Origin of the sequence: Mucilaginibacter gracilis (genome assembly GCF_003633615.1) — a bacterium.
Taxonomy (GTDB): Bacteria; Bacteroidota; Bacteroidia; order Sphingobacteriales; family Sphingobacteriaceae; genus Mucilaginibacter; species Mucilaginibacter gracilis.
This window is the reverse complement of sequence record NZ_RBKU01000001.1, coordinates 1,525,634-1,538,791: the sequence shown is the minus strand read 5'-3', so window position 1 is coordinate 1,538,791 and position 13,158 is coordinate 1,525,634. Positions and strand designations below refer to the sequence as shown.

Sequence of the window (13,158 nt, the reverse complement as noted above, 5' to 3'; positions counted from 1 at the left end):
AAGTTTTGCATTGTTTTGTGTATATTAAAAAATAGTTAACAACTATCTAATTCATTGATAGTTTTAAAAGTTTATACGGTAAATGATAAGACTGAGACCTTAAACATATTTTTGCGGGTTTTGTTTACCAATGGTATATGGTTTTTAACAAACTATGGCATTGTAGTTACATGCCAGCACTTTAGGAAGTTCAGCTCTATTTAAAATTCCGTACTTTTGCAGGAAATTTTTTAACATCGATTTTGAAAAAAGCTATCATAGTTGGAGCGAGCGGACTGGTTGGTAATGAATTGCTACATCTTTTATTACAATCATCTGATTATCAAGAAATTATGATTTTGGTAAGGAAGGAAATGCCTTTATCTCACCCAAAGCTTTTACAACTTATTGTTGATTTTGACAACTTAGATAACTGGGAAACGGCAATTACCGGGCACGCCCTATTTTGCTGCCTGGGTACTACGTTGAAAAAAACACCCGATTTAACACAATACCGAAAAATTGACCATGATTACCCTTTGCAATTGGCTCAAATAGCTTTTGGCAACAAGGTAAAGCAATATCATTTGGTTTCGGCACTTGGTGCAAACGTCAAATCAAAAAGCTTTTATACCAGGCTTAAAGGCGAAACCGAACGTGATATAGAAAAGGTGCCGTTAAAGGCTATACATATTTACAGGCCATCGTTATTAACAGGCAACAGAAGAGAGGATAGGCTTTTAGAACGTATTGCAATAGCAGCAATGAAATTTATAAACCCTTTATTAACAGGTGGTTTACAAAAATATAAAAGTATAGCAGCCGCAACTGTGGCACGGGCTATGCTCAATCAATCATTAAAAACCGAGGCTGGTATATTTATCCATCCTTCAGATAAAATAAAACAATTAGCGTGAGTACTTACATTTCAGCAGAGAACCTTGGCCATTCGTTTAACGATACCTGGTTATTCCGTCAGTTAACATTTGGCATTAACCGTGGCCGCAGGGTAGCCCTTGTGGGCGCAAACGGCGCAGGCAAATCAACACTTTTAAAATTATTGGCCGGTAAATTTTTGCCTGTAGAGGGCAAAGTTGTGCGCAGTAAAGAGCTAAAGCTTGGCTACCTTGAGCAAGACCCTCAATTTGTAAAGGGCGCTACCATAAGCGACTTTATTTTCCAGGCAGATAACGTTCAACAACAGTTAATACGTCGGTATGAAGAGTTGTTAGAAGATGAACCCGATAATTACGAAGCTATTGAAAAAGTTACCGAAGAGATAAGCAACCTGGAGGCCTGGGAATATGAGCATAACATTAAAACAATTTTGGGACGCTTAGATATTCACCACCTGGAACAAAAGATAGAAACGCTATCGGGAGGGCAAAAAAAGCGTTTGGCTTTAGCGCAACTACTTATTGCCGACCCGGAAATTTATGTTTTGGATGAGCCTACCAACCATTTGGATATTGATACTATTGAATGGCTTGAAAGCTTATTAACCGAAGGCAACAAAACCATATTGTTGGTTACGCACGATAGATACTTTTTGGATAACGTTTGCAACGAGATTATTGAGATTGACCGTGGTAAGATTAATAACTACTCGGGTAGCTATTTGTATTATTTAGAAAAGAAAGCCGAGCAGGAAGCTGCAGATGCTGCACAGTTTTCTAAAAACAAAAACTTGTTACGTAAAGAGCTGGATTGGATGCGCAGACAGCCACAGGCGCGTGGTACAAAATCAAAAGCGCGGATTGACGCCTTTTACGACCTGGAAGAAAAAACTAAAGATGGCGGACCTAAAGAAAAAGTACAGTTAAGTACCAAAACCGCCCGCCAGGGAAATAAAATATTAGAGATAGACAACATTAGTATTGGCTTTAACGGTAATGAGTTAATTAGCAACTTTAGCTATACCTTTAAAAAAGGCGACCGCATTGGTTTAGCCGGAAAGAACGGTACGGGCAAATCAACCTATCTTAACTTAATAACCGGTGCCTTACAACCCGATAAAGGCACCATTGATAAAGGCGATACTACGGTGATGGGTTATTTCCACCAAAGCGGTATTACTTTTAAAGGCACCGAGCGCGTTATTGACGTTGTTACCGATGTTGCCGAGTACATAACGATGGCCGATGGTAAAACCATTACAGCATCAAACCTGCTTACGCAGTTTCTGTTCCCTCCTGCCAAGCAATACGGTTTAATATCAAAACTGAGTGGTGGCGAGAAAAAGCGCTTGCAGTTGATGCACATCCTGATGAAGAACCCAAACTTTTTGATTCTGGATGAGCCCACCAACGATTTGGACATTGATACCCTTAACGTACTTGAGGAGTTTTTAATATCTTATCCGGGTGTATTGATATTGGTAACTCACGATAGGTATTTGCTGGATAAATTAACCGACCAGTTATTTATTTTAGAAGGCAATGGCAAGGTGTTAATTTATAACGGCAATTACTCTTCATACAGAAGTGACGTAGAAGAAATGAAAGCAGAAGCAAAACGTGCTGCTAAAAATCCCGCTTCAAAAAAAACTGAAGAACCTGCTGTAAAAAAAAGCAAACTGGCTTTTAAGGAGCAACAAGAACTACTATCATTAGAAAAAGATATAGCGCACCTTGAACAAGAAATAAGGAACTTTACCGTTCAATTAAACTCGGGTATTACAAACCACGAGGAGCTTGCTTACCTGGCCGATAAAATTCAAGACATGAATGATACCCTGGACGAGAAAACCTTCCGCTGGTTAGAGCTAAATGAATTAAACGAAACGGCATGAAAACATCTGATATAATAGCAACCGTTGGCGTTATCATTTTATTAGTGGGTTTCTTTTTAAACCTCAATAAAAGGATAGCATCCGATAGTAAGTTTTATATCTGGTGCAATATAATTGGTGCAGGAATGAATTGCTATGCATCCTACCTTATTAGTTTTTATCCGTTTTTGATACTTGAAGCTATCTGGACAGCAGTGGCAGCAGCGTCGTTATTTAAGAATGTTCCACGTGGAACATTAAACGAATAAGACACAACCAATCAATGTTCCACGTGGAACATTGATTGAATAATTATTTAACTTATTAAAATGTTCCACGTGGAACATGCAATAAAAGATGTTTAAAAAATATAATGTTATTGTAGTTGGTGCGGGCCATGCCGGTTGCGAAGCAGCGGCGGCAGCGGCAAACCTGGGATCGAGCGTATTGCTTGTTACCATGAACATGGGCACCATTGCACAAATGAGCTGTAACCCCGCTATGGGCGGCGTTGCAAAAGGGCAAATTGTGCGGGAGATTGACGCCTTAGGTGGATATTCGGGCATAATATCCGATAAAACAAGTATCCAATTCAGGATGCTTAACTTAAGTAAAGGCCCCGCCATGTGGAGCCCACGCACCCAAAACGACAGGATGCGATTTGCCGAAGAATGGCGTTTAGCATTAGAAAGAACACCAAATGTTGACCTATTTCAGGATATGGTGAGTTCGCTTTTAATTAAAGGCAATACCGTTTGCGGTGTTAAAACTGCCTTAGGGATAGAGATAGAAAGCGATGCAGTAGTACTTACCAACGGTACTTTTTTAAATGGAGTAATACATATTGGCGAGAAAAAGTTTGGTGGAGGCCGTACTGCCGAACGGGCAGCAACAGGTTTAACAGAGCAATTGGTTACCCTGGGGTTTGATGCTGGCCGAATGAAAACGGGTACGCCGCCAAGGGTGGATGGCCGATCGTTAAACTATTCGTTGATGGAAGAACAGTGGGGCGATGAAAAGCGCGGACGTTTTTCGTACACGGATGTTAAGCTAATGGACAAACAACGCTGCTGCTGGATTACCTATACTAACGGCAAAGTACACGAAACACTGAAGGAAGGCTTTGAAAAATCGCCTATGTTTACCGGCCGTATTAAAGGATTAGGCCCGAGATATTGCCCATCTATTGAAGACAAAATTAACCGTTTTGCCGAACGCGACAGGCATCAAATATTTGTAGAACCCGAAGGAGCGCATACTGTAGAAATTTATGTTAACGGTTTTTCTACATCGTTACCTGAGGATATACAGTACAAAGCCCTTACACAAATACCGGGCTTTGAAAACGTAAAAATGTTTAGACCCGGTTACGCTATAGAATACGACTACTTCCCCCCTATTCAATTAGGTTTAACTTTAGAAACTAAATTAATATCAAACCTGTTTTTTGCGGGGCAAATAAACGGCACAACCGGGTACGAAGAAGCAGCATCGCAAGGCTTAATTGCAGGTATAAACGCACACCAAAAAGTGCACGATAAGCATGAACTGATTATGAAAAGATCAGAATCGTACATCGGTGTTTTGATTGATGACCTGGTTACGAAGGGAACTGAAGAGCCTTACCGCATGTTTACATCGAGAGCTGAACACCGCTTATTGTTAAGACAAGACAATGCCGACATCCGGCTGAGCCCAATTGGGTTTGAATTGGGTTTGATAAGCCAGGAAAGACTGGACAAGGTAAACAGGAAAATTGCCGACTCGGACACGATAGTAAATTTTGTAAGGAATAAATCTATCGACGCAGTAGATGTAAATTCGCTTTTGGAAGAGTTAGGTACAAGCCCGCTAAACCAAAATGTAAAGATGGTAAGCTTAATAGGCAGACCACAAGTTGGCTTTAACGACCTAAGAAAAGTTGACCAATCGTTAAACGATATACTCGCTAATTACGATAATGAAACCGTTGAACAGGCCGAGATTAAAATAAAATATGAGAGCTATTTTGAAAAAGAAATGGACATTGTTAACCGCATGAAAAAAATGGAAGACAAAGAAATCAATCCCGAATTCAATTATCATCAATTGGTGTCGCTGTCAAAAGAGGCACGCGAAAAATTAATGCGCATCAAACCTCGCACTTTAGGGCAAGCTTCACGCATTTCGGGTGTGTCGCCGTCGGATATTTCGGTTTTGATGGTTCACGTGAGCAGATAGCTGTTTAAATATTTGATTTTCAATGTTTTATAAAATATTGTATTAGAGCCAATATTTTAAAATTTTAATACCGTTATTTATCAAAACATAAAAGTGTCTTATAAAGCCTAAAAATGACCTTTAACGCAAAACGCAATTTAATTTTACAAAATTTACTACTCATTATAGCCATTTTTGTGGCTTTTGGCTGTGCTAACATTCAACGACCACTTGGCGGACCCCGAGACAAGACTCCGCCCAAATTATTGAAGGCTACACCGGCAAACTCAACCCGTAACTTCAATGCTAAAATTATTCAACTAGATTTTGATGAATATTTTAAGTTGAACAGCATTTACCAAGAAATCACCATTAGTCCGGATGTGGCCAAAGCACCTGAATATAGTGTGCGGCAAAAAAGTTTAATCATAAAACTTAAAGACACACTTGAAAAAAATACCACCTATGTAATAAACTTTGGTAAAGCTATTGCCGATGTAAACGAAGGAAACGTTTTAAAAAATTTCACTTATGTTTTTTCAACCGGTTCGCATATCGATTCGTTAACGGTTTCGGGAGTTGTGGTTAACCCGCTTTCTCAAACTAAAGAAAAAGATGTTACCGTGATGCTTATCCCGCTCAAACTCGATTCGGTTTATTACCGTAAAAAGAAACCGGCAATTTATGCAACTACCGATACAGCCGGCAATTTTAAAATGAGTAACCTGCATACCGGCGACTATAAAATTTATGCATTAAAGGAAACCAACAATAATAAAATTTATGATGCCGATGATGAGCTGATAGGCTTTACTAAAAACATCATTCATTTAAATAGAGATACGGCAAATATCCGCCTTCAAATTTTTAAACAAATGCCCGATAAACTTAGGCCGCTAGAACGACGGATAGATGCTGATGGTAAATTGTTTTTTACTTTTAATAAAGGCATACCAAACCCGGGCGTAAAAATACAGGACCCAGACCTGGACGCGCAAAAGATTGTTGAATTTGGACGTAATGCCGATACGGCGACGATTTATTTAAAAACGATGAAGTTTGATTCGATCAAGGTTTCATTTTTAAACAATGGCAAACCACTGGATACAATAACGCTGCGCCGAAGCCAAAGAGATACCTACAAACGAAAAATATCGCTTGAGTATAATACACCAAACGATAAATTAAAACCCGGTGCCGATTTAATGGTTAAAGCTAACTACCCTATTGCATCAATTGATAAAGGGCGTATAACTTTAACAGAAGATTCGGTAGAAGTTAACGAAACCGATTTTAATTTAATACCGAACGAAACCGATTCGAAGAAATTTATAATCAAGTACAAATGGCGGCCAAATAAAACTTACAGCCTTGCATTTAACGAGGGAACCTTCGCTGATATTTATGGTGATAAAAACTCGCGCTTGCCTAAAAAATTTGAATTGGATAAACCCGAAAATTATAGCAAGCTAATTTTAAATGTTACGGTGCCTGATACCGGACATTATGTTGTGCAGTTACTAAATACTTCGGACGTTGAGATACGCAGCGATGTAATCACCAAAAGCGAAAAGTTAGTTTACAATAATTATTACACAACTAAATATCACATTAAAGTTATATACGATACCAACCACAATGGTAAGTGGGACACTGGAAGCGTTAAACTAAAAACTCAGCCCGAAAACATATGGCTATCTAAAAAGGAAGTTAGTTTAAGGGCCAATTGGGATATTACCGAAGATGTTGTGATACCTAAAGAAACTAAATCTCCTTAAACCAACTGGAATACATAATGTAGTTATTAGGCAATCGCATTAACATTTCGCGCTGCTCACTGGTTATTGGTTTTATTTTTTTTGCGGGCGTACCTGCATATATATAACCTGACTCGCATATGGTGTTTTCTAACACAACAGAACCAGCGCCAATGATAACGAATTCCTGAACATCGGCATGATCCATCACTATGGCACCCATGCCAACCAGTACGTTATTGTGCAGCTTACAGCCATGTACTAATGCGTTATGGCCGATAGATACATTATCGCCAATGGTTGTAGCAGCGCGCAGGTAAGTGGCGTGTATAACAGCGCCATCCTGAATGTTGGTGTTATTGCCTATGGTGATGGTATTAACATCGCCACGTATAACGGCGTTAAACCAAACAGAGCAGTTATGGCCCATAATAACATCGCCAACTATGGTAGCATTTGGAGCAATAAAGCAATCGTTGCCAAAAATTGGGCTTTTATCTTTTACAGGAAGTATTACTGGCATTGTTCTTTTAAATTTTATACTTTAGTATCACCAAACGCGGGAATAGCTCAGTTGGTAGAGCATCAGTTTCCCAAACTGAAGGCCGCGGGTTCGAATCCCGTTTCCCGCTCTCTTTACCACAATACTTTTAAACCGGCAGATGTATATTGTTTAATTATAGCATCGTTAGAAATAAAAGTATAATTATTTATAATTGCCTGCCAAATCAACATTCTATCGAATGGATCTTTATGATAACCTGGAATAAGATTATTATAAGATGCGGCGACTTCAGCATCCAATGAAACGGTGAGAAAGCCCATTTCCTTAACCAAATCTGGCAACTGCTGCGGCAATACACCGTTTAATTTTAACTTGCCAAAAGAATGTTTCATTGATATTTCCCAAAAACTAATAGAACTCACAATAACTGAATTATTGTTATCCTCAAGCTTTGCTATCACGTTTTTGGGTAATTTACTTATATCTGTAATTACCCAAATTAATACATGAGTATCAATTAGATAATTCATAGTCCTAAGAACTCCTCTTCGGTCATTTCCCAATCGTCCATAAATATTGCGGTAGCTTTGCCTTCTAATATACCCAACTTACGCTTTGGTTTAGAATCGGTTAAATTTGGCTGAAAGTATCCAATAACCTCTTTTCGTTTACCATAGGTTACTTCTATCTGCTCACCTGCTTTAACTTGTTCAATAACATCAGAAAAATGTGCTTTGAACTCGCCAACTGTCATACTTTTCATAATACTTTATCCTTTAATCAAATATAAATTTTATTTGACAAGTTGTCAAGAAAAATTATCTCAGCACCGTATCTTCAACTACCGGTAAATGTTCTGGATAATCGGTAGTATAATGTAATCCTCTGCTCTCTTTACGCATCATGGCCGATTTTATTACAATATAGGATACCTGTATTAAATTACGCAGTTCGCAAAGCTTAACCGATAGCTTTGTTTTTTTGTAGAAATCTTCGGTTTCTTCGTATAATAAACCTAAACGACGCATGGCCCGTTCCAAACGAAAATCGGACCGCACGATGCCAACATAATCGTTCATAACCTTTTGCATTTCGCGGATGTTATGGGTAACTAATATATCCTCGTTTAAAAGTTGTACACCTTTTTCGTCCCAATCCGGGATGTTTTCGGGAATCAGGTTACTTTCAAACTGTTTGATGGCATTCTCGTAAATGCGATGCGCAAACACCAAAGCTTCTAATAAAGAATTGGAAGCCAAACGGTTAGCACCGTGCAAACCCGTAGATGAACATTCGCCGCAAGCGTATAAGCGCAAAATAGACGATTTGCCAACCTCATCAACCATCACCCCGCCACACATGTAATGGCAAGCGGGCGAAACAGGTATCATGTCTTTAGTCATGTCGATGCCAATATCAAGGCACTTGGCATATATGTTGGGGAAGTGTGCCAATATATCAGCCTTGCTACGATGGCGAATATCGAGATAAACAAAATCTTCGCCAGATTTTTTCAATTCGGAGTCGATAGCTCGGGCCACGATATCGCGCGGAGCAAGTGATTTTCGTGCATCATATTCCTGCATAAACTCCTCGCCATTGCGGCGTTTTAACACACCTCCAAAACCACGAACTGCCTCGGATATCAGGAACGAAGGATATTCGCCAGGATTATGTAAAGCCGTGGGGTGAAACTGAATAAACTCCATGTTCCGAACCTTTCCTTTAGCCCGGTATACCATAGCAACACCATCGCCGGTTGCTATAGTTGGGTTTGTTGTAATACTGTAGATATGCCCTGCGCCACCAGAAGCCATTACGGTTACCTTTGATAATATTTTTTCGACAGCATTGGTATTGGTGTTAAATGCGTAGATACCATACGCTGTAATATCGGCAGATGATTTGTCCACAAATTGCCCCAGGTGATGCTGGGTTATTAAATCAACAGCAAAATAATGCGTAAGTATTTCTATATTAGGGTTTTGGTGTATTTGTTCGAGCAGGGCACGTTCAATTTCGAAGCCAGTTATATCTTTATAGTGTAGCACCCTAAACTCCGAGTGGCCGCCTTCTTTAGCCAGGTCATAATAACCTTTATTTGTTTTGTCAAAATTGGTTCCGTAATCAATAATTTCCTGAATACGTTCCGGGCCTTCCTTAACTACTATTTCAACAACATCCCTGTCGCACAAACCATCGCCGGCTATTAAAGTGTCTTCAATGTGTTTTTCAAACGAATCCTCTTTTTTATCCACAACTACTGCAACACCACCCTGGGCGTATTTGGTGTTAGATTCATCTTCGTTACTCTTTGTAACTATCAGTACCTTACCATGTTTTGCAGCTTTAAGTGCGAAACTTAAACCGGCAATTCCCGAACCAATAACTAAGAAATCAACACTCCTGGTCATATAAAATCAATAAAATGTATAAAAATAAGTAATGTGTTAATAACCCTTATAAAGATGTTAATTTTGTGTCGGTAAAAAATCAATAAATAGTAAAATAGTTAATAAGTGGCCAAAATCAATAACTGGTAGAAAACTTGTGGTTGAATTATGAGCTTTTTAAACAGGGTAATTAACATTTTTAAACACAAGAAATAATTAACATAAAAGTTTTTGATTATTTATTTGCCAAATAAAATGTTCAGATAATCAAACAGATAAAATACATTTTATATTAATAAAATGTTAATAAATAATTACAAACAACTTTTTAGCAAATTTTAGAAACAACTTTCCAACAAAACTAACACACTAATAAACTATAGTATATTTATTTAAAAACTAATTGTAATTTATTGTAACGTTGATAATGGGTACATTTGAAGAAATGAAAACAGTGGGTTTTATAGACGAAGAAATAGATGTGACGCTTAACCTGTTTGAGGAAATAGAGAAGTTAAAAAAAGAAAAAAATGCTGTTGTTTTAGCTCACTATTACCAGGAACCTGATATACAGGATATTGCCGATTATATTGGAGATAGCCTTGGCCTATCGCAACAGGCGGCAAAAACCGACGCCGACATTATTGTTTTTGCCGGCGTGCATTTTATGGCCGAAACAGCAAAAATACTTTCGCCAAACAAAAAGGTTTTACTGCCCGATTTAAAGGCAGGATGCTCGTTAGCTGATAGTTGCCCGCCGCACCTGTTTAAAAAGTTTAAGGAACAATACCCAAACCATTTGGTTATCACCTATGTAAACTGCACAGCCGAATTAAAGGCTTTAAGCGATATAGTTTGCACATCGAGCAACGCGGTACAAATTGTGGAAAGCTTGCCTAAGGAGCAAAAGATAATATTTGGCCCTGATAAAAACCTGGGTGCCTATGTGGCTAAAAAAACGGGGCGCGACTTGGTTTTATGGAACGGCGCCTGCATGGTACACGAAATATTTTCGAGAGAAAAGATAACCAAGCTAAAATCGAGATACCCGGATGCTAAGCTTTTGGCTCACCCGGAATGTGAGGATGTGATTTTGGAAATGGCTGATTACATAGGCTCTACAACCGGTTTGTTAAAGTACAGCACCAACAGCACGGCTAAAGAATTTATAGTTGCTACGGAATCGGGCATTATGCATCAGATGCAAAAAGATAATCCGTTAAAAACTTTTATACCTGCACCACCAAATAACAATTGCGCTTGTAACGATTGCCCGCACATGAAACGTAATACATTGGAAAAGCTTTACCTGTGCATGAAAAATGAATCGCCGGAGATTTTTGTTCCGATGGATATTATTGAAAGGGCGGTGAAACCAATTGAACGGATGCTTGAAATATCAGCACAATTGGGACTGTAACCGTTGATTTCGAATGATTTTTTTGATTTCGCTGATTTTTTGATTTGCGAAATATATAATTTAATACACAATATCAGTTTGATTTAATCAACGAAATCATACTAATCACATTTTAAAATCAACGGTATATGTAACCGCTGATTTCGAATATTTTTTTTGATTTCGCTGATTTTTTGATTTGCGAAATATATAATTTAATACACAAGATCAGTTTGATTTAATCAACGAAATCATACTAATCACATTTTAAAATCAACGGTATATGTAACCGCTGATTTCGAATATTTTTTTTGATTTCGCTGATTTTTTGATTTGCGAAATATATAATTTAATACACAAGATCAGTTTGATTTAATCAACGAAATCATACTAATCACATTTTAAAATCAACGGTATATGTTTGATAATAAGGAAAAAACAGAGATAGCACATTTAGGCGAATTTGGTTTGATAGACCATTTAACCAAAAATATTAAACTAACGCAGCCAACTACCCTAAAGGGAGCAGGTGATGATGCGGCTGTTTTAGATTTTAAGGATAAAAAAGTACTGATATCTACAGATATGTTGCTGGAAGGCATCCATTTTGATTTATCGTACTGCCCGCTAAAGCATTTGGGTTATAAAGCTATACAGGTAAACCTGAGCGATATTTACGCCATGAACGGTACGGCAACACAGGTAACGGTTTCTTTAGGATTTTCGAGCAAGTTTCCGTTAGAGGCTGTGGAAGAATTGTATGACGGGATGCTGCTTGCCTGCGAAAAGTATAAAATTGATTTAATTGGCGGTGATACCACATCATCAAAACAGGGTTTGGTAATTAGTGTAACTAGTATTGGCTATGCCGATGAAAAGGACATTGTTTACCGTAACACGGCCCAGGAAGGTGATTTGCTTTGCGTATCGGGCGATTTGGGTGGTGCTTATACCGGCCTGCAATTGTTAGAACGCGAAAAATTAATTTATCTGGAAAATCCGAATATTCAGCCGGATTTGGAAGGTAAGGATTATATTATTGAGCGCCAGTTAAAGCCCGAAGCACGCTGGGATATTGTTGAATTATTGCGCGATGTTAATGTGGTGCCTACTTCCATGATAGATGTATCCGATGGTTTGGCATCCGAGGTATTGCATATTTGTAAACAAAGCAACAAAGGTTGTAACCTTTATGAAGAAAAAATACCTATTGACCCGATGACCTTTGATACAGCCCGTGAGTTTAACCTTGACCCCACAGTTTGCGCATTAAGTGGTGGTGAAGATTATGAATTGCTTTTCACTATTAAACAGGCCGATTACGATAAAATTAAATTTAACAGTGATATTAGTGTAATTGGCCACATTACCGAAGTTTCGGCAGGTTGCAACCTGATTACTAAGAGCGGTAATTCGCATGAGTTAAAGGCGCAGGGTTGGAATGCTTTTAAGGGTTAATACCCAGCAATTTATCTAACTGTTTACACTCGCGTTTTTTTAGTAGTTGTATGGTGATGGGTACGTTTATTAAGGGTCTGTCGTGGCTGTCTTTAGGGAGTGCGGCTATTAAATCAACCATATCAATGCCCAATACTACTTCTCCAAAAACGGTGTAAGCGTTATCTAATTGTGGCGTTCCGCCAACGGTACGGTAAACAGAGCGGTGTGAAGCGGGTATTTTATGACCTTTTAAGCGCCCGGCTTCCAACTTGTCCATTTCGGCATCGGTGTAACGTTTGCCTTCTACAATATAAAATTGTGTGCTGGCGGAAGCCTTTTTGGGGTTAACATCATCGCTTTCGCGGGCTGCCGCCAATACTCCGCGTTTATGATAAAGGCTATCATTAAATTCGGCATCAACGGTATATTTTAAGCCGCCATTGCCTAACTCTATACCAGGTTTGGCATTTTTTGAATCGATATCGCCGCCCTGTATCATGAAATTTTGGATAATACGGTGAAACAGCGTACTATCTAAAACTTTACTTTTTATAAGTTTAATAAAATTATCGCGGTGTTTTGGTGTTTCGTTGTATAAGCGGATAATGCACTGCCCGTAGCTGGTTTTTATACGTACATATTGGTTTTTTGGCGCTTTGGCAAATATGCACGAAAATGTAAATAAGGCAAGGACGAGGGTAAAAAACTTCTTCATG

At 38.6% G+C, this 13,158-nt stretch carries 12 protein-coding genes and 1 tRNA gene; 8 read left to right on the top strand and 5 right to left on the bottom strand.

Annotated features, from left to right (window positions below):
• Window positions 1-242 precede the first annotated feature (242 nt).
• The 5 genes from BDD43_RS06505 (at window position 243) to BDD43_RS06485 (ending at window position 6,726) form a co-directional block, all read left to right on the top strand.
• Window positions 243-896: a Rossmann-fold NAD(P)-binding domain-containing protein gene (locus tag BDD43_RS06505; RefSeq protein ID WP_246001482.1), complete on the top strand. Its 654-nt coding sequence runs from the start codon at window positions 243-245 to the stop codon at window positions 894-896.
• Window positions 893-2,770, top strand: a complete 1,878-nt coding sequence (locus BDD43_RS06500) for an ABC-F family ATP-binding cassette domain-containing protein (RefSeq protein ID WP_121196910.1) — start codon at window positions 893-895, stop codon at window positions 2,768-2,770. The genes BDD43_RS06505 and BDD43_RS06500 overlap by 4 nt, the downstream gene beginning before the upstream one ends.
• Window positions 2,767-3,018: a CBU_0592 family membrane protein gene (locus BDD43_RS06495; RefSeq protein ID WP_121196909.1), complete on the top strand. Its 252-nt coding sequence runs from the start codon at window positions 2,767-2,769 to the stop codon at window positions 3,016-3,018. The genes BDD43_RS06500 and BDD43_RS06495 overlap by 4 nt, the downstream gene beginning before the upstream one ends.
• Window positions 3,019-3,106: 88 nt before the next feature.
• Window positions 3,107-4,969, top strand: a complete 1,863-nt coding sequence (gene mnmG, locus BDD43_RS06490; protein WP_121196908.1) for a tRNA uridine-5-carboxymethylaminomethyl(34) synthesis enzyme MnmG — start codon at window positions 3,107-3,109, stop codon at window positions 4,967-4,969.
• Between the two features lie 113 nt (window positions 4,970-5,082).
• A complete protein-coding gene (locus tag BDD43_RS06485) occupies window positions 5,083-6,726 on the top strand; it encodes an Ig-like domain-containing protein (RefSeq protein ID WP_121196907.1) in 1,644 nt (547 codons plus the stop codon).
• Here the strand turns inward: BDD43_RS06485 and BDD43_RS06480 are convergent.
• Window positions 6,713-7,228: a gamma carbonic anhydrase family protein gene (locus tag BDD43_RS06480; RefSeq protein ID WP_121196906.1), complete on the bottom strand. Its 516-nt coding sequence runs from the start codon at window positions 7,226-7,228 to the stop codon at window positions 6,713-6,715. The genes BDD43_RS06485 and BDD43_RS06480 overlap by 14 nt on opposite strands.
• A gap of 36 nt (window positions 7,229-7,264) precedes the next feature.
• Here BDD43_RS06480 and BDD43_RS06475 point away from each other — a divergent pair.
• Window positions 7,265-7,337 (top strand) — tRNA-Gly (locus tag BDD43_RS06475).
• A gap of 4 nt (window positions 7,338-7,341) precedes the next feature.
• On the opposite strand, the gene BDD43_RS06470 is transcribed toward BDD43_RS06475, so the two are convergent.
• The 3 genes from BDD43_RS06470 to nadB are packed head-to-tail and all read right to left on the bottom strand — an operon-like array spanning window position 7,342 to window position 9,624.
• Window positions 7,342-7,740: a type II toxin-antitoxin system VapC family toxin gene (locus BDD43_RS06470; protein WP_121196905.1), complete on the bottom strand. Its 399-nt coding sequence runs from the start codon at window positions 7,738-7,740 to the stop codon at window positions 7,342-7,344.
• Complete coding sequence (locus BDD43_RS06465) at window positions 7,737-7,973, bottom strand: type II toxin-antitoxin system Phd/YefM family antitoxin (protein WP_246001480.1); 237 nt, start codon at window positions 7,971-7,973, stop codon at window positions 7,737-7,739. The genes BDD43_RS06470 and BDD43_RS06465 overlap by 4 nt, the downstream gene beginning before the upstream one ends.
• A 55-nt stretch (window positions 7,974-8,028) precedes the next feature.
• Window positions 8,029-9,624, bottom strand: coding sequence for an L-aspartate oxidase (nadB, locus tag BDD43_RS06460; RefSeq protein ID WP_121196904.1), 1,596 nt, complete (start codon window positions 9,622-9,624; stop codon window positions 8,029-8,031).
• Between the two features lie 406 nt (window positions 9,625-10,030).
• On the opposite strand from nadB, the gene nadA reads away from it, so the two are divergent.
• Together nadA and thiL are read left to right on the top strand one after the other, a co-directional pair.
• Window positions 10,031-11,023 carry a quinolinate synthase NadA gene (nadA, locus tag BDD43_RS06455; RefSeq protein ID WP_211339661.1) on the top strand — a complete coding sequence of 331 codons (993 nt, stop codon included), beginning with the start codon at window positions 10,031-10,033 and terminating at the stop codon, window positions 11,021-11,023.
• Between the two features lie 396 nt (window positions 11,024-11,419).
• Complete coding sequence (gene thiL / locus BDD43_RS06450; protein ID WP_121196903.1) at window positions 11,420-12,460, top strand: thiamine-phosphate kinase; 1,041 nt, start codon at window positions 11,420-11,422, stop codon at window positions 12,458-12,460.
• Here the strand turns inward: thiL and BDD43_RS06445 are convergent.
• On the bottom strand, window positions 12,450-13,157 hold the full coding sequence (locus BDD43_RS06445; protein ID WP_121196902.1) for a peptidylprolyl isomerase: 708 nt from the start codon (window positions 13,155-13,157) through the stop codon (window positions 12,450-12,452). The genes thiL and BDD43_RS06445 overlap by 11 nt on opposite strands.
• Window position 13,158 lies beyond the last annotated feature (1 nt).